Source organism: Nitratidesulfovibrio sp. D1, from assembly GCF_051133415.1.
Classification (GTDB): domain Bacteria; phylum Desulfobacterota; class Desulfovibrionia; order Desulfovibrionales; family Desulfovibrionaceae; genus Cupidesulfovibrio.
Map to the genome: position 1 here is coordinate 169,595 of NZ_JBPGNZ010000002.1, position 17,392 is coordinate 186,986.

The 17,392-nt window shown below is 68.0% G+C and carries 13 protein-coding genes; all 13 read right to left on the reverse strand.

Features of this window, described 5'->3' with window-relative positions; genetic code table 11:
* Positions 1-206: 206 nt before the first annotated feature.
* Positions 207-2,138 carry a multicopper oxidase family protein gene (locus ACR4XJ_RS03945; protein ID WP_434753974.1) on the reverse strand — a complete coding sequence of 644 codons (1,932 nt, stop codon included), beginning with the start codon at positions 2,136-2,138 and terminating at the stop codon, positions 207-209.
* A gap of 244 nt (positions 2,139-2,382) precedes the next feature.
* Positions 2,383-3,456: a GGDEF domain-containing protein gene (locus ACR4XJ_RS03950; protein WP_434753975.1), complete on the reverse strand. Its 1,074-nt coding sequence runs from the start codon at positions 3,454-3,456 to the stop codon at positions 2,383-2,385.
* 179 nt (positions 3,457-3,635) lie between these two features.
* Positions 3,636-5,408 (reverse strand): RNA polymerase sigma factor RpoD, encoded by a 1,773-nt coding sequence (rpoD, locus tag ACR4XJ_RS03955; RefSeq protein ID WP_333505690.1) that lies wholly within the window; start codon positions 5,406-5,408, stop codon positions 3,636-3,638.
* The gene (dnaG, locus tag ACR4XJ_RS03960) at positions 5,401-7,209 is read right to left on the reverse strand and encodes a DNA primase (protein WP_434753976.1); all 1,809 of its coding nucleotides are present in this window, start codon (positions 7,207-7,209) and stop codon (positions 5,401-5,403) included. Before dnaG ends, rpoD begins: the two co-directional genes overlap by 8 nt.
* 244 nt (positions 7,210-7,453) lie before the next feature.
* Positions 7,454-9,898, reverse strand: coding sequence for an endonuclease MutS2 (locus ACR4XJ_RS03965; RefSeq protein ID WP_434753977.1), 2,445 nt, complete (start codon positions 9,896-9,898; stop codon positions 7,454-7,456).
* Between the two features lie 8 nt (positions 9,899-9,906).
* Complete coding sequence (locus ACR4XJ_RS03970; protein WP_434753978.1) at positions 9,907-10,353, reverse strand: GatB/YqeY domain-containing protein; 447 nt, start codon at positions 10,351-10,353, stop codon at positions 9,907-9,909.
* Between the two features lie 127 nt (positions 10,354-10,480).
* On the reverse strand, positions 10,481-10,684 hold the full coding sequence (rpsU, locus tag ACR4XJ_RS03975; protein ID WP_012611647.1) for a 30S ribosomal protein S21: 204 nt from the start codon (positions 10,682-10,684) through the stop codon (positions 10,481-10,483).
* A 197-nt stretch (positions 10,685-10,881) separates the two neighbouring features.
* Positions 10,882-11,070 (reverse strand): hypothetical protein, encoded by a 189-nt coding sequence (locus ACR4XJ_RS03980; protein WP_007522023.1) that lies wholly within the window; start codon positions 11,068-11,070, stop codon positions 10,882-10,884.
* A gap of 15 nt (positions 11,071-11,085) precedes the next feature.
* Complete coding sequence (locus ACR4XJ_RS03985) at positions 11,086-11,358, reverse strand: HU family DNA-binding protein (protein ID WP_007522025.1); 273 nt, start codon at positions 11,356-11,358, stop codon at positions 11,086-11,088.
* Positions 11,359-11,549: 191 nt separating this feature from the next.
* Positions 11,550-12,362, reverse strand: a complete 813-nt coding sequence (gene rsmA, locus ACR4XJ_RS03990; protein ID WP_434753979.1) for a 16S rRNA (adenine(1518)-N(6)/adenine(1519)-N(6))-dimethyltransferase RsmA — start codon at positions 12,360-12,362, stop codon at positions 11,550-11,552.
* Positions 12,363-12,636: 274 nt separating this feature from the next.
* Positions 12,637-14,733 (reverse strand): elongation factor G, encoded by a 2,097-nt coding sequence (gene fusA / locus ACR4XJ_RS03995; protein WP_434753980.1) that lies wholly within the window; start codon positions 14,731-14,733, stop codon positions 12,637-12,639.
* Between the two features lie 88 nt (positions 14,734-14,821).
* Positions 14,822-15,796, reverse strand: coding sequence for a hypothetical protein (locus ACR4XJ_RS04000; RefSeq protein WP_434753981.1), 975 nt, complete (start codon positions 15,794-15,796; stop codon positions 14,822-14,824).
* 159 nt (positions 15,797-15,955) lie between these two features.
* Positions 15,956-17,212, reverse strand: a complete 1,257-nt coding sequence (locus tag ACR4XJ_RS04005; protein WP_434753982.1) for a hypothetical protein — start codon at positions 17,210-17,212, stop codon at positions 15,956-15,958.
* Positions 17,213-17,392 lie beyond the last annotated feature (180 nt).

Below are 17,392 nucleotides of genomic sequence, written 5' to 3' on the forward strand. Positions count from 1 at the left end.
GGGGAAAGCGCACTGAGATATACGTAACTGATCGGCCGGGCCGTATTTCTGTTTACCCCCGGAACATATCAGCACATCTAAAAGCATTATGCTTTATAGGGAACATCGTCCCGTCGCAGGGTACACAACCCCGCCGCGCCGCAACCCGCCGCACGCAGCAGGGGCGGCCCGTGGCCGCCCCCGTGTATCGCTGCCGCCATGCATCCCTAGGGTACGCGCACGTTGACCATCATCCCCTGGTCCTCGTGCTCCAGGTTGTGGCAGTGGAACAGGAATGTCTGTTCGCCGGGATAGGCGGGCGCGCCGAAGTCCACGTCGGCCAGCACCGTCTCGCCGGGCCACACCAGCACCGTGTCCTTGAGGCCGAGGTCGGAGGGCAGCCTGCCCGCGCCGTCCACGGCCAGCGCGTGCACCTGCGCGGGGCTGCCCCGCCGCTCGCGCACCCGGAAGAAGTACCCGTGCAGGTGCATGGGGTGGGGCATGCTGCGGGCTGCGTTCTCCATGGCCCACGTCTCGCGCCGCCTGTCGGGCACGGCGATGGGAAAGCGGTCCATGGCGAAGGTCTGACCGGCGATGGTCCAGCGCTTGCCGTCCGCCTCCAGGCGCAGGGGGCGGATGAACGCGGGCGGGGCGGCGGGGCCGTCGGGCTCCGCCCATGCCGCGCCTGCGGCAAACCGCTCCGGAATCTTGCGCTCGTACCGTTCGGCCCTGTCCACGGAAACCCGCAGGATCGGGTAGTCCCTGCCTTCGGCAAGCCCGCCGTCGGCCATGCCGTCCCCGCCATGCGCGCCGTGCCCGCCGCCGGAACCGCCAGAACTGGCGGACATGGGCATGGTGGCCTGGGTCATGCCGTGCGGCATGCCATGGATTTGGGGAGCATGGGAACTTCCATGTCCGCCCCCCATGTCCTGGACGTCGCCAGTCCCTGCCTGCGCCGCCCCGGCGTGCGCGCCGTGTCCGTCCCCTCCTGCCGGGTGGTCCATCTCGTTGTGCATGGGGTCGAAGGGCTGGTTGCGCAGCCACACCTGGTCGCCCGCCTCCCGGCCGCTCAGGTCCAGCAGCACTTCCGCCCGCTCGCCCGGAGCGAGGAACAGCGTGTCCACCCGGTGCGGCGCGGGCAGGAACCCGCCGTCATTGGCCACAAGGATCATGGGGACGCGCGTTCCGGCCCTGCCCGGCCCGCTGCCGTCCCCCTGCACGAAGGCCAGGTTGAAAATGCGCGCCGTGCTGCCGTTGAGCAGCCGGAACCGGTACACGCGGGTGGACGCGGACAATGTGGGCAGGTGCGCGCCGTTGACCAGCACCCGGTCGCCCAGATAGCCCATGAACAAATCATCCTGCGTGGGCGCGTAGACCAGCCCGCCATCCGGGCCGATGCGCTTGTCCTGCAACACCAGTGGAATGTCGGTGACCCCAAGGGTCAGGTCCAGCTCGCGCGCGAAGGCGCGTTCCTCGTCGTCGCGCACGATGAACAACGAGGCCAGCCCCAGGTAGGCCTGCCGTGCCGTGTCCCCGTGCGGATGCGGATGGTACCAGAAGGTGCCCGCCCGGTTGGTGACGGGAAAGGCATAGTCGTAGTGCGCGCCCGGCCCCACCGCGTACATGGGGTGCCCGGCCTGTTGCCACGGGCAGTCCACGCCGTGCCAGTGGATGATGGTGTCCGGACCGGCGGCCCCGTGCCCCCCGTGCCCGTCATCGTGCCCGCCGGGGGCCGGTCCCAAGGGGCCCAACCCGTTCACCAGCCGCACGGCGAACTCCTGCCCCTTGTCCAACACCAGCACGGGATTGTGGTACGCACGCCCTTGGTACTCCGCCGTATAGGCCAGCATGGGGCCGCCCGTGGCGGGCAGCAGTCCGGGCTGCGGCGCGGCGGTCAGCGTGAACGGCTCCGTGGGAGCCAGCAGCCCGAACAAGCCGGACTGGCCGGGCAGGGGCAGTGGCCCCCCGGACGTGAGTTGCCCAGTGGCCGCCCAACTCCGGCCCGCCCAACGCGGGAGGGAGGCGGCCAGGCACAGTCCCAGGGTCGAGCCTGCCCACAGGCGCAGGAAATCCCGTCGGTTCAGCATACGCGGGGCGGAACCGGCACGGCCGCGCCGGGAACGATGGTGCCGACCCGATATGGCAGACATGGTGGACATGGCGTACCTCCTGACAAACGTGCTGCGGCGTCGCGCACCAGGGGCGCGAACCGGCGGATGGACCAAGGATACACCAACCCCGGCTCGCTGCAACCTTGCAGGGCGGAGAACAGCGCAACGGCGCGCCGCCACGGCATGCCCACGCAAAAGCGCCCCGGCCTGTCGGCCGGGGCGCTTTTGCACCCGCCACACCCACCTCCCGGACGAGGCGAATATATTGACATTGCCACCCGACTGCGCGGGCTCACACCACTGGTGCGTCGCCCCCCACGGCCACCCGCACCCGGTTGCGGCCTTCCCGCTTGGCCTCGTACAGGGCCTGGTCGGCCTGGTCGAACAGGCTGTCCGCCAGCGGTTCGGCCAGGCCCGGCCGGGCGTGGGCCACGCCCGCGCTCAGGGTCACGCGCACGCCGTGCTCCACCACCTGTCCCTGCCCGTCGCGGATGGCGAAACTGACGTTCTCCAGCCCGGCGCGCACCGACTCGGCGATCTCGCCCGCGCGCAACGCACCCTCGCCGGTGAGCACCAGGGCGAATTCCTCGCCGCCGAAGCGCGCCACCACAGAGGCGCATTCACCGGCCCCGGCGCCCACGCTGCGGTTGCAGTCATCGACCTTGCGGCGCAGCACCTCGGCCACGGTGCGCAGCACCTGGTCTCCGATGCGGTGGCCATGCTGGTCGTTGATATGCTTGAAGCGGTCCACGTCGAACAGCACCAGCGCCAGGGCGGTCCCGCCCTGCCAGGCCACCTCGCCCGCCGCCAGCGCCCTCTCGAAGGCGCGTCGGTTGCCAAGGCCGGTGAGCGGGTCGGTGACGGTCAGCTCGCCCACGCGGGCGGCATCGCTGTCCATCTGTTCGCGCATCTCGCTGAAGGTGGCCCGCAGCAGGCGCACCACCTCGGCCGGGTCCAGCCCGCTTTCCACGGCGCGCACGCTTTCCTGCTCCAGCTTGTCCATGTCGCCGCGCCGCTGGTGCAGCATGGAGCGGAATTCGCGGGCCAGGCGTTCGGTTTCCTGAAGGGCCTCGCGCATGCGGCACTCGTAGGGCTCCACGCGGATGTCGCGGTCCGCCCGCAGCACGTCGTGATAGCTTGTCTCGCTGAAGTCGCGCCGGTTCAGCACGTCCACCAGCAATTGCTGGATGCGTGCCTTCTGGGCGTCGCTGAGGGTGCTGAACTCGCCCAGCCCGCGCATGTAGAAGATCAGCGTGCGCCACTTGCCGTCGCGCGGCACGCCCGCGCGGTCCAGCATGTCGCACAGTCGCCCATCCCCCGAAAAGGCGCATTCCTGGCGCGTACAGTTGCAGGTGTTGTCGGCCATGTGTGTTTCGTCCTCCGCACGGGAAGCATGTTCCGCATGCGCATCGGGCACCGTGCGTATGCGCCGCCGCGTGGGGCCAACGGCTGTCCGTTGGAACCCAGTACGCGACAGGGCGGCCCCATGGCCGCCCCTCATTCTATCCGTGAATGCGTTGCGGCGCCACTGACGCCGCACGGGTTCTAGCTTTCGTAGTACGAACGCAGCATCTGGCTGCGCACCGGGTGGCGCAGCTTGCGCAGCGCCTTGGCCTCGATCTGCCGGATGCGTTCGCGGGTGACGTTGAACAGCTTGCCCACTTCCTCAAGAGTGTGGTCCGACTTCTCGCCGATGCCGAAGCGCTTGCGCAGCACCTGCTCCTCGCGCGGGGTAAGGTCGGCCAGGACGGAGGCGATCTGCTCCGACAGCTTGGTGTTGACCACCTCTTCCGCCGGGGCCACGGCCTTCTTGTCCTCGATGAAGTCGCCGAGGCTGGAATCTTCCTCGTCGCCGATGGGCGTTTCGAGCGAGATCGGTTCCTTGGCGATCTTCAGCACCTTCTTCACCTTGTCGATGGGGTAGTCCATGCGCTCGGCGATTTCCTCGGGGGTGGGGTCGCGCCCCAGTTCCTGCACGAGGTAGCGCGAGGTGCGGATGAGCTTGTTGATGGTCTCGATCATGTGCACCGGAATGCGGATGGTGCGGGCCTGGTCGGCGATGGCGCGGGTGATGGCCTGGCGTATCCACCACGTGGCGTAGGTGGAGAACTTGTAGCCGCGCTGGTATTCGAACTTGTCCACCGCCTTCATCAGGCCGATGTTGCCTTCCTGGATCAGGTCCAGGAACTGCAACCCGCGGTTGGTGTACTTCTTGGCGATGCTGACGACGAGGCGCAGGTTGGAGCGGATCAGTTCCTGCTTGGCGCGCATGGCGTGGGTGTTGCCGCGCTTGATGCGCCACAGCACTTCCTCGAGGTCCGTGACGTTATGGCAGCACTTGTCCTGCAACCGGTTCAGGATTTCGATCTTGCCGATGATCATTTCCTTGAACGAGAACAGTTCCTCCACCGTCATGCCCAGCGCCTCGGACGCGGCCACGGGGTTCATCTCGCGCGCTTCCAGCATGCGGAAGATGTCCTGGATCTCGACCTGGGTCTTGCCCGTGGACAGGATGTAGGCGGAAAGGTCGCGCTGGCAGTTGTGCATCTGCCGCACGTAGTCCTCCACCGTCTCGATGATCCGGTCGATGAGGGTCTTTTCCAGCTTGATGTCGCGCAGGCGGTTGACGATGTCTTCCTTGAAGCCCAGGATTTCCTTCTGGATGGCGGTGACCCGGCGTTCCAGGGTGCAGCAGTCGTCCAGCTTGGAGTAGACCTTGCGCTTCTTCTTGTAGGTATGCTTGATCTCGTCCAGCAGCAGGATGACCCGCGAGCGCTGGTTCATCTCGTCTTCGCTGGGGTCGTCTTCCTCGATGGTCTTGACGACGTCCTTCAGCTTGATGCGGTTCTGCTTGAGGTCCTCGCCGACGTTGATCAACTCCTCGACGGCCACCGGCACTTCCACCAGGGCGTACAGCACGTCCTGCTCGCCGAGTTCGATCTTCTTGGCGATCTGCACCTCGCCGTCGCGGTCCAGCAGCGGCACCGCGCCCATCTCGCGCAGGTACATGCGTACCGGATCGGTGGAGCGCGACGAGTAGTCCGCCGACTCCTCGTCCTCCACCAGGTCCAGCCCCGGTTCGCCGGCGGGTTCCTCTTCCGACTCGCCAGGCGACACGGATATCTTCTTGCCGTCCTTCTCGGTATCGACGATGGCGATTTCCAACTGGTCGAAGATCCCGATGATCTCCTCGATCTGCTCGGGCGTGTTGACCTCTGCCGGCAGGGCCTTGTTGACCTCGTCGAAGGTCAGAAAGCCGTTCACCTTGCCTTTGGCGATGAGCGACTTGATCTGCTGAATATCCTTGATGTTACCCATTCGATCTCCCCAACGTTTCCTGAAGGGCCCTGAGCAATTCGATGCCTGCGGCAGGGTCGGTGGAAGTCGCCGTCTGGCGAAGGGCGGCCATCATGCTCGATGCGCCGAGTTCCCGTGTGGTCACCGATTCGATGCCGGAAAGCAGATCCTGCAATTCCTCGAGTTCCTTGTCGCGGGGCGGGACATCGCCCGTCCTGCACCTGATCCAGAATTCCTTTTCGCGTTCCGAAAGATTGGGCAGCAGCTGTTCCGGCTCCGCGCCGTGGCGGGCCATCTTGGCCCACAGTTCGCGCGCCCAGGGGCTGGCCAGCACCAGCTCGGCCCCTGCCTCGCGCAGGCGGACGAAATGGTGCGGGTAGCGCACCAGAAAGAACATCACCGCCCGGTCGCGCCTGGCGGGGGCGTCGCCGCTGGTGGGCGCGGCGTCCACCCGGCGTTGCGGCGCGGGCTGGCGCGCATCCCGCGCACCGGGTGCGCCCGATACGGCAGCCGCCGCGCCCTTGTAGAAATCTCCCGAAAGCCCCTCGCGGATGGCTTCCTCGCGGATGCCGAGGCCGGAGGCGATGCGCGACAGAAAGCGCGACGCCAGCAGCTGCCCGTCCGCGTGGCCCGCCCCGGCCTGCCGCAACAGGCTGCGCGACCACTCCAGCGCGTCGCCCGGCGAATAGAGCGTGCGCAGGGTGTCGATGCAGAAATCCAGCCCGTCGGGCGCGCTCTTGCGCAACGCCTCGAAGGCGTCCTTGCCCTGGTCGTGCAGCAGGCTGTCGATGTCCTCTCCGTCGGGCAGCAGCACCACCTTGCAGCGCATGCCGCGCGTGAGCAGCATTTCGCAGGCGCGCATGGCCGCCTTGCGGCCGGGATTGTCGCCGTCGAACAGCAGTTCCACCGTGGAGCAGAAGCCCCCCAGGCGCTTGACCTGTTCCGGCGTCAGCGCGGTGCCCAGCACGCCGCAGGCCATGTTGTAGCCGTACTGGTGCAGGGTCAGCACGTCCATGTACCCTTCGGTGAGCATGGCCGTCTTGTGCTGGGTCATGGCCCGGCGCGCCTGGAACAGCCCGTAGAGGTGCTCCCCTTTCTTGTAGATGGCCGAATCGCTGCTGTTGATGTACTTGGCCTGGTCCTCGTCGGCGATGATGCGCCCGCCGAAGGCGATGACCTGCCCGGCCAGGTTCTTGATGGGAAAGATCATCCGGCCCCGGAAGCGGTCGAACATGCGGCCCGAATCGTTGCGCGAAAGCAGCCCCGCCTGCGCGGAGTCCGCCTGCTGAAAGCCCGCCCGGCGCAGCGCGTCCGCCAGGGCCGACCATTCGCGCAGGCTCCAGCCAAGCTCGAACGCGTTGACGATCTCCGGCGAAAGCTGGCGCCGCGCGATGTAGTCGCGGCATTCCTGCCCGGCGGGGATGGTCAGGTTGCGCCGGAAATGCTCGCGCGCCACGTCGTACATGCGCAGGCACTGCCGTTTGAAGGACTGTTCGCGCTGGACCTTGGGGTCCGGCTTCCAGTCGTCCTCCAGCGAGACGCCCGCCTCTTCGGCCAGGGCTTCCAGCGTCTCGCGGAATTCCAGCCCGTGGATGCGCCCGTAGAAATCGAAGATGTCGCCCGAAGCCTGGCAGCCGAAGCAGTAGAAAAATCCTTCCTCCTCGTTGATGGAGAAGGAAGGCTTGGTCTCCTGGTGGAACGGGCACGGCGCCATCCAGCGCGAACCGCCGGTGTGGCGCAGCTCGACATAGCGACGCGCCACCTCCACGAGGTTCAGGCGGGCCTTGATGGCCTGCACGACCGAGCCGTCCCTGCGTTTCATGCCGCCGTTCCGGTGTTCCGGGTACGCGAAAGGGAGGACCGCGCGGTGCGCGGGCCGCCCTGTTTCATTTCCACCGCTTTCTGCAACTGGACCAGCTTGGGGACTGTTTCTAAATTGTCCTTTCGCTCGTTGACTTCGTCAAACTTCACCTGCCATATCGGTCAAATACGATAAGAGTATACTCCCTCATGGCAGGTTCGTTTTCCTTGCCAACAAACGAAACCCCTAATTTAGAAGCAGCCCCCTACTTGAGTTCGATGATGGTCACGCCGTCGCCGCCCTGGTCTTCCGGGGCCAGCGCGAACGATTTCACGGCCGGAAACGTTCTGAGGAATGCGTGAATTTCCTTGCGCAGGGCCCCGGTGCCACGGCCGTGGATGGCCTCCACCGCCGACATGCCCGCGAGCAGGGCCTTGTCAAGCGCGCGCGACAGTTCGCTTACGGCAACATCAGCACGCATCCCGCGCAAGTCAACCCTCATGGACGCGGTGGCGTCCGAAATGGTGCGGGTCACCGCGCCAACGGCCACATGAGGCTTTTCGTCGGATGCGGCCAGGTCTTTAGCCTCGGCCCACATGGTCACGCCGCTCAGGTCCACGCGCACCCGGCCGCGCCGGGCGTCCACCTCGACCACGCTGCCCTTCTTGCCCCACGGCACGTAGCGCACGGCCTGCCCGGCGCGCAGGGTTTCCACCTGCAACGCGGGGGACTGGGGAGCGCCGGACGCGTCCGTCGCGCCATCGGCATCGCCGTTGCCCGCCACGCCGCCCACCAGCCGAGCGCGGGTTTCCGCCAGGGCCTTCAGGGCCTGCTTGTGGCTGACCTTGCCGGACTTCCATTCCTGAAGCACGGCCTTGGCCTGCCCCTGCACCGATTCGAACAGGGTGCGGCGCTCGCGCTCGAAGCGTTCGTCGAGCTTGGTCCGCTTGTCGCGCAGGCGGGCCTCTTCGGCCCGCAGCGAGGAAATTTCCGATTCACGCTGCACGGCCAGGGCGTTCAGGCGGTCCACCAGGGCGCTGGTGTCCTCCCCGTCCAGCAGCAGGTACTGTTCGGCGCGGCGCAGCACCGCCTCCGGCAGGCCGTGCTCGCGGGCCACGTCCAGGGCCTGGCTGGCCCCCACCTGATCGTAGGCCAGACGGAACAATGGGCGCTTGGTGGCGGGGTCGAACAGCACCGAGGCGGCGCGCACCTTCTCGCGGGTCAGGGCGTACGCCTTCAGCGCCGGGAAGTGGGTGGCGGCCACCACCGTGGAACCGGCGTCCATCACCTCGTCCAGCACGGCCTGGGCCAGGGCCGCGCCCTGGGCCGGGTCCGTGCCCGCGCCGAATTCGTCCAGGATCACCAGCGCGCCGGGACCAAGGCGGTCCCACACCCCGCTCAGGTGGCGGATCTGCGCGGTGAAGGTGGACACGTTGTCCTCAAGGCTCTGCTCGTCGCCGATGAAGGCGAAGATGTCGGTCCAGAACGGCAGCGAACTGCCGGGGCGCACCGGCATGGGCAACCCGGCCAGGCCCATCAGCGCGATGAGCCCCAGCGTCTTCAGGCACACGGTCTTGCCGCCCGCGTTGCCGCCGCTGATGACCAGGCCGAGCTGGCCGGGCAGAAGTTCTATGTCCACGGCTTGCGGACCGTGACCTGTGGCGGCCGCGCCCTTGCCAGCGGCATGCGGGACGCGGGAAGCGGGCCGTGCGGATTGCGCGGAGGCCGTCCCGTCCTTCCCGCCGCGCGCGGCGGCCAGGGCCAGCAGCGGATGGCGCGCCCCCAGCAGGGAGACCTGCCCGCCCTCGGTGATGGACACGGCCCCGGCGTCGCCGAACTCCTCGAACCGGGCGGACAGGGCGCAGCGCGCGCACAGCACGTCGCCCTCCACCAGCAGGTCGTACGCGCCGCGCACGGCTGCCAGTTCGTCGCGGACAAGGTCGGTGAGATAGCGCAACACCTTGCGCTCTTCCTCGCGCTCCTCGCGCTTCAGTTCCTGGAGGCCGTTGTTCAGCTCCACCAGGAACATGGGCTCGAAGTAGCAGGTTTCGCCGGTCTGCGAATAATCGTGGATGATGCCCTGCAACCGCCCCTTGAAGTTGGACTTCAGCGGCAGCACGTACCGGTCGGACGAGAGGGTCATGAACTCGTCCTGCAGGTAGTGGCCGATGTTGTAGCGCTGGGCGTATTCCTTGACCTTGCGGGTGCACTGCTGGTGGATGCGCCGGATTTCGCCGCGCACCAAGGATAGTTCGGGCGAGCTTTCGTCGCGCAGCAGGCCGTCGTCGGACACGCAGCGGTCAAGGCCGGAAACGGTGCGCTGGGGCAGCGGGTGGGCATCCACCAGGCCGGTCAGCAGGTCCCAGCGGCCGCCGGTGGACTGGCTCTCGCGGATGGAAGCGGCCAGTTTGCGGGCCAGCCCCAGGGTCTGGCGCAGGGCCCACAGCGCGTCCAGGTCCAGCACCGTGGCCGGGGCGTCCAACGCGCGGAACACGCCGCCCAGCGGGGGAAAGGAAGAGAGGCGGAATCCCGTGTGCCCGGCCCAGCGCCGCGCCTCGTCGAACAGGGCGGCGGCGTGGTGCACGGCCTCGACGCCGGCCAGCGGGCGCACGGCGAGGGCCGCTTCCGCTCCGGCTTCGGAAACGCACAATCCGGCAAGGTGGTTGAGCACCTTGCCGAATTCCAGCACCTGAAGGCTGCGGGATTCCATGCGCGAGGCTACCCCTGCAGGCGGGCGCGTACGGTGGCGGAAAGCGCCTTGCCGTCCACCCGGCCCTTGTGGGCGTTCATGATGGCCTGCATCACCCGGCCCATGTCCTGCGGGCCCTTGGCCCCTGTTTCGGCGATGGCGGCGGCGATGGCGGCATCCAGTTCGCCGCCTTCCAGCGGGGTGGGCAGGTATTCGCGCAGGACGACCAGTTCCGCCTGTTCCTTGTCGGCCAGGTCGGTACGGGAGGCGGCGGTGAACTGTTCGATGGAGTCCTGCCGCTGCTTGGCCTGCTTCAGCACCACGTCGAGCAGTTCCGCCTCGGTGACCGGACGCATCAGCTCCACTTGCAGGTTCTTGGCGGCGGTCTTCAGCATGCGCAGCACGCCCAGGCGCACCGCGTCCTTGGCCTTGTAGGCCGACACGTAGTCCTTCTCGATGCGTTCGGAAAGATTCATGGTCGCCACCGGATGCGGGAGGATGGGGTTCCGGAAATACGGAATACGGGAAACCCGGAAGACCTCCGGGTTTCCCGTTCCAGACATGGTGCGGACCGCATGCGCGGGCCGTTCACGCACCGGCGGCTTAGGCCATGTTCATCTTCCTGATCTTCTTCAGGAGACGCTTGCGGGCGGCCGCCTTCTTCTTCTTGCGCATCACGCTGGGCTTTTCGTAGTGCTGACGCTTCTTCATTTCGGAAAGAACGCCGGCCTTCTCGACCTGCTTCTTGAAGCGACGCAGCGCGATGTCGAAGTTGTATTCGTCGTCGTTAAGATACACACCGGGCAAAGAAATCACCCCCTTCGCCAGAAATCCCCTTGCGGGGTGGGTGCAAGCGGGCTGTATACATCGCCCGGACATAAAAGGCAAGCCCTGCCCGCACCCGCCAGGAATGAACCTGGTTGGGCCGTACCGGACAGGGCCGAAAAAAGAACCCGTTGGCGACGCCGCACGCGGCGGCCGGAAACGGGTGGAAAGCTCGCGCGTTAGTGATGCCCCTCGGAATGGCACCCGCCCTTGCAGGATTCCATCACCGACTTGAGGATCACGTAGCCCACGCCGCTGCAGATCACGAACAGGACGCCGTACAGCACGCCGAAGAAGATGGCGTGGTCGGGCATCCACCACGGGATGTCCTGCGGCAGGGGGCTGTGGATGGTTTCACCGTGCAGCATGTCGTTCCTCCGACCCTACTTGATCGAGTCCTTGAGGGTCTTGCCGGGGCGGAACTTGACCACCTTGGACGCGGGAATCTTGATTTCCGCGCCGGTGCGGGGGTTGCGGCCCTTGCGCGCCTTGCGCGCTTCGACGGCGAAGGTGCCGAAGCCGGTCAGGGTGAGCTTGCCTTCGGCGGCCAGAGCGTCCTTCACCGCGTCCAGGAACGCGTTCAGCGAGCGCTCGGCGCTGGCCTTGGTCAGGTTGGCCTTTGCCGCGATCTTGTCGACCAGATCAGCCTTGGTCATCTGCCTTTCCTCCTCTCGGGTTAGCTGCGGTCAGGTTGCCTGGGGACTTCAGCGCCGAGGGCGGTGTGACACCCTGCTTGCGCATTTTTTCTCAAGCCGCCTCAGGAATACCAGAGGCGCACCCGGCACGCAACGGAACAACGGTACACTCCGCATCGACAAACATGATTCCCGGCACAAAGTCAAGGCTGTCAGGGGATTTTGACGGATTCCGAGAGCATGTGAAAATCTTCCGGAGCAAGATTTTCCGGCCGCGCCGCCGGGTCCAGCCCCAGGCCCGTGAGCAGCGCGGGCACGTCATCCTGAAGGTAACCACGCAGGATTCTTTGCAACTGCTTGCGGCGCTGCTGAAAGCACACCTTCAGCAGGCGCGAAAGGCGCGCCGGGTCGAACCGGCCCCGCGCCGCCCCCAGCGGCACGAAGGACAGCACGGCGGAATCCACCTTGGGGCGCGGCACGAACACCTGCGGCGGCACGATGAATTCCAGGCGCGGCGCGGCGAAGCTTTGCAGCCACACCGAAAGCGCCCCATAGGCCCCGCTGCCCGGCGCGGCCACGATGCGCTCGCCCACTTCCTTCTGGATCATGAACACCGCCCGCGCAAGGCCGGGGGCCGTGCTCAGGATATCCCACATCAGCGGCGAGGCCACGTTGTAGGGCAGATTGCCGATGACCTTCCACGAGCGGGCCGGGGTCAGCCGTTCCCACGGAAAGAGCAGCGCGTCGGTGAGCACGGGGGTGATCAGCGGCGGCTCGGCCGGACGAGTGCGGCCATGCTCGGCCGCCCAGTGGTAGTCCTTTTCCAGCAGAAACAGCTGGGCGGGACCGGCGGCATGGATGTGCCGGGTCAGCGCGCCGGGGCCGGGCCCGATCTCGATGACCCGGTCCTCCGGCCCGATGCGCAGGGCCGCCACGATCTTGGCGGCGATGTTGCGGTCGCGCAAGAAGTTCTGGCCCAGGCTCTTTTTGGCGCGCGGTCCCCCTGCCCCGTCGGGCGACGGCATGGATGGAGACATGTCCGGAGACACAGACGGAGTCATGGGCCCCGACATCAGCGGTGACATGACGCCCGACGCCGCACCGCCGGCCACGCCCTCTCCGGCCTCGCGCGCCAACTCCCCGTCCGGACCGCCGCCGAAACGGTTGCGGCCCCGCGCTGCCGGGCCATGCCCGGAACGAATGCGGGCGGCCCTTCCGGCCCCTTTCCTGCTCGAACTCATGAACGATCTCCGTCGTGCGCGTTGCAACTGCCGTCAGGGGCCCGCCCTGCCGGGCGCGTCATTCCATCCTGTCGAAGCGTTCGAAGCGCATCACCAGACCGGCCCGGCCCTGGGTGGCCGAGCGCAGGGCCGTGGAAAAGCCGAACAGTTCGCGCAGCGGAGCCAGGGCCTGCACCACCTTCTGGCCGGAGTGGTCGAACATGTTCTCCACCTTGCCGCCGCGCGCGCCCAGCAGGCCGATGGCCGAGCCCACGTGGGCCTCGGGCACGCCGATCTCCACGAACATGATGGGTTCCAGCAACACCGGGTCGGCCCGGGACAGCGCGTCCTTGACGGCGGCCACGGCGGCCATGTGGTAGCCCGCCGGGCTGGAGGCGCCGTCGCGGCGGCGCAGTTCGGTGACGGCGATCTCCACGTCCTGCACCGGGTAGCCCTTGACCACCCCGCTTTGCAGGCTGTCGGTGATGCCCTGCTCCACGGCGTCCACCCACGGGCGGGGCCACAATTGGGTGTCCACCTCGAAGCGGACGCGGGTGCCTTCGTCGCGCGGGCGCGGGGCCACGGAAAGGGCCACGTATCCGTAATGCTGCTGTTCGCCCAGTTCGCGGTCGAATTCGCCGCTGCCCGTGGCGGCGGAAAGAATGGTTTCCTGATGCACCACCTGGGGGTTGCCCACGCGGGGCGACACGCCGTATTCGCGGCGCATGCGTTCCAGCACCACCTCAAGGTGCAGTTCGCCCATGCCGGACACGATGCGCTGGCCGGTGCCCTCGTCCAGTTCCACGGCCAGGGTGGGGTCCTCCAGGGTGACGCGCTCCAGCACTTCGTCCAGCTTGGCCCCTTCCTCGGTGTTGCGCGGTTCCAGCGCCAGCGAGATCACCGGGCGGTACGCGGCGATGTTCTCCAGCAGCAGCGGCCGGGCCGGGTCGGACAGGGTGTCGCCGGTGCGCACCGAGCGCAGCCCCACGGCGGCCACGATGTCGCCCGCCACGGCGGTTTCGATCTGCTCGCGCCGCCCGGCGTGCAGCCGGTACAGCTTGGAGAACCGCTCGTCCTTCTCGCGGGTGACGTTGCGGCAGGCATCCCCTTCCGAGGCCGCGCCCGCGTACAGGCGCAGCAGGGCATACTTGCGGCTGCCTTCCATGACCACCTTGAACACCAGCGCGGACAGCGGCGCGCCCGGATCGAAGGGCACGGGCACCTTACGGCCCAGGGCCGTGTCGTAGCCCAGCACCGGGGCGGTCTCGTCCGGGCCGGGCAGGTAGTCGCACACCCCGTCCAGCACGGGCTGCACGCCCACGTTGCGCAGGGCCGACCCCGCGAACACCGGCACCGCCCGGCGGGCCAGGGTGGCCCGGCGCAGCGCGGCGCGGATGACGCCCGGTTCCATGTCGCCGCCGCCCAGATACACGTCGATGAAGGCGTCGTCCGCCTCGGCTAGGATTTCCAGCATCCGTTCCCGCCATGCCTTGGCGGCGGCCAGCGCGGCGGCGGCCGGGGCGTCCGGCAGCGACGCGGCCTGATCCGCCGGGGTGCGGGTGTACTCGCGCCCCTGCGTGGTCTGGTCGAAGGACAGGTATTCCATGGTCACCAGGTCCAGCAGCCCTTCGAAGTCCTCGCCCTGCCCCACCGGGACCATGACCGGCACGACCACCGCGCCGAGCCGGGCGCGCATGGCGTCGAGCACCGCGCCGAAGTCCGCCCCGGCCCGGTCCATCTTGTTCACGAAGGCCAGCTTGGGCACGCCGAACTTTTCGGACTGCCGCCACACCGTCTCCGACTGCGGCTCCACCCCGCCCACGGCGCAGAACACGCCCACCGCGCCGTCCAGCACGCGCAGCGAGCGTTCCACCTCTATGGTGAAATCCACGTGGCCGGGGGTGTCGATGATGTTCACGGTGTGGCCGTTCCACGCGCAGGTGGTGCAGGCCGAGGCGATGGTGATGCCGCGTTCCTGCTCCTCGGGCATGAAGTCCATGGTGGCGGTGCCGTCGTGCACCTCGCCCATGCGGTGGATGCGGTCGGTATAGTACAGGATGCGCTCGGTGAGGGTGGTCTTGCCCGCGTCGATGTGCGCGATGATGCCGATATTGCGCAACGGCCCCGCCTTTTCGCGGGGATGGGTGCGTTTGCCGCCGGTGGCTGAGTGGGACATGGAGGGCTCCGGGGAATGGCGTGCGAAGGAAATGGGGGACCGGAGGACGTGACGGCCGGAAAGGACGGTTGACGCCGCGCGGGGGCGGTCAGGGCATGCCCGGCAGATGGCGGAAAGGCGGCACGGGCAGCAGGGCCACGGCGCGGCGGATGAACCAGGCCGGGGAAAGCCCGGGATGCATCCAGCACCATTCGTGGCCGGGACCCAGCACCAGCCCGGCATGGGCCAGCCAGTCACCAACATGGGCCGGGGCGCAGGCGACTGCGGTCAAGGGGGCGAGCGGCGCGGAAGGTGCGTCATGCGGCGTGGCGGGGACATCCATGAAGGTGGCGTCGGGATGGGCGGCGCGCAGGGCCGCTACGTCCGGTCGATCGGCAGAATCGATATCTTCGTCGCCGAAAACGATGCCAATGGCCGGTGCGGGGCCATCGCGCCACACCTCCACGCCAAGGGCGCGGGCATGGGCGGAAAGTTCTTCGGAGTGTTGCCCCAGCAGCAGCAGGCGGCCCGCACGCCCCCCCGCTCCTTCCCCGGCCGCCAGCGCATCCAGCACCCCGGACAACGCGGCGGAGTCCACATCGGCCACAACTTCCTGCCCAGCCAGTTCCAGGGCGGCCAGCACCTGCGCGGGCCATGCGCCCGTATCGCCCGTGCGCAGCACGGCCACGCAGCCCACCCCGGCGAACAATGCGGGCAGCAACGCCGCCAGCAGGCGCGGCGCGGAAGTCCACACCCCGTCCATGCACACCAGCGCCCAAGCGCAGGGGGTTGTGCGCTCCATGCTGACGAAGCCCTGTCGCCAGCGGGTGACGGCGTGCCCTTCTCGCACGTCGCCGGGCTGACCGTACAGCACGTGCAGCCGGGCGATGCAGGTCTTCAGGCGGGCACGGTCCACGTCGCCGGTGGCCTCGTAGGCGGCGGCGAAAGCCGCGTCGTCCACGCACGCCGCGCCGGGCAGACCGGCCAGCAGCGCGGCCAGGTCCGGCGAGGCGGCGTCAGCGATATCAGCGACATCGGGCGCACATCCCGGAAGGGCGGAGAAGGAAGCACGGGGCGGGGTCATGCGGCTCCTGCTGTTGCGGTACGGAAACGGCGCGCGCGGAGCGATGCGATGGCCGCGCCGCGCGCACGGCGCACTATAGCCCCTCGCCGGAAACGAGGCAACGCGCGACGTTGCGCCGCGCGTTGCCGTTGCCGCCGATGGCGTCGAAGACCGGCCGGGTTACGACCCCAGTGAGGGCTTGCCCAGCCGTTCCTTCATGTAGTTCTTGAGCAATGCGCTGACCAGTTCGTCGCGGCTCAGGTGGTTGGCGTAGGCGCCGTCCTTGATGATCTTCCAGAAGTCGTCGCGGGAGAGGATGGAATCTTCCTTGCCGACCACGGCCAGCCGCACGCAGTAGTCGGACAGCGCGGTGCGCAGGGCGTCCTCGTTCATGCGGTCGAACTCGCCGGTGCGCGCGGCGATGGTTTCCGCCGGGGGCAGCCGGTCAGATTCCAGCACCTGCCGGAATCCGGACAGGAACCGCTCGGCCCCGGAACGGATGTGCTTGCGCTGCACCACGTTCAGGTTGGCCCACCCGGCCTTCACCCACTTGAACAGGGCGTAACCGGTGTTCTTCGAGCCGGGCTGCTCCTCGAAAAACACGGTGACGGTGGCGGAATCGTACATGTAGGTGTCCATCCAGCTGATGCCGCGCGTGGTGGCGCCGGGCACCCCGGAATAGACGTATTCCCAGTCGGTGTCCTTGCCCACGATGGCGCCCTTGCGGCCCACGGTGGAAGGCTCGGCCTGCCGTGACACGGACACCAGCACCGCCCGGCCCTCGTGGCGCGTGAGCACCAGCAGCCGGTTCAGGGTGTAGGCGTAGTAGCAGCCGCTGAAGGTGTCGGGGGTGATCTCCTCGCGCTCGGCGCCGTGCAGCACCCGCGGGGCGTCGGCCAGCCCCGGATCGGCGGCGTGATCCCACAGCCGTACGCCGTTCCTGATGATGTCGCTGTCCGGCTGCCAGCGGCTGCTGCGGATGGACGCGGGAAACACCGCCTCTTGCGGAATGGCCGGGTCGTAGCAGTAGCGCAGCAGCTTTTCCAGCGGGGCGTTGATCGTGCTGCGGTAGAAGATGCCGTAGCCCGCGTCGCGTTTGGCGGGCAGGGCCTTTTCGGTGGCTGCGGCGGGCTGCATGGCGAAATCGAGCATGGCGCGCAGCGCGGGCAGGTCGATGCCCTTGCCCGGCGCGGCGTTGCGGTCGCCCACGGCGTCAAGCAGCATGGACACGGCGCCTTCCACCGGTTCGGGCAGGTTGCCCTTTTCACTGGTTTTGTCGGCATCGTCGGAGGCAAGGGCCGCCACGGGTCCGGCCAACGTCAGGGCCAGAGTCAGGGCCAGGGTGCGGGACGCCCCCAGCGCGAGGGCGGTCACGGAAAGGCCACGGACGGCGGAACGGGCCACGGTGCGGAAACGCGAAAGGAAACACATGGGCATGGGACGGAAAAACCTCGTGACGGGTGGCTTGTCGGCATGGGCGGGCTGCGCAGGCGGACGGTGCCGGGCAGCGCCCGGCCATGCTTGTCCGGTAAACAGTAATTGGCTACTCTCACCACGTCAAGACGACCGGCGCGGCGGCGGGCGCATGCCTTCCCCGCGCCGCATTCCGCCCGACGA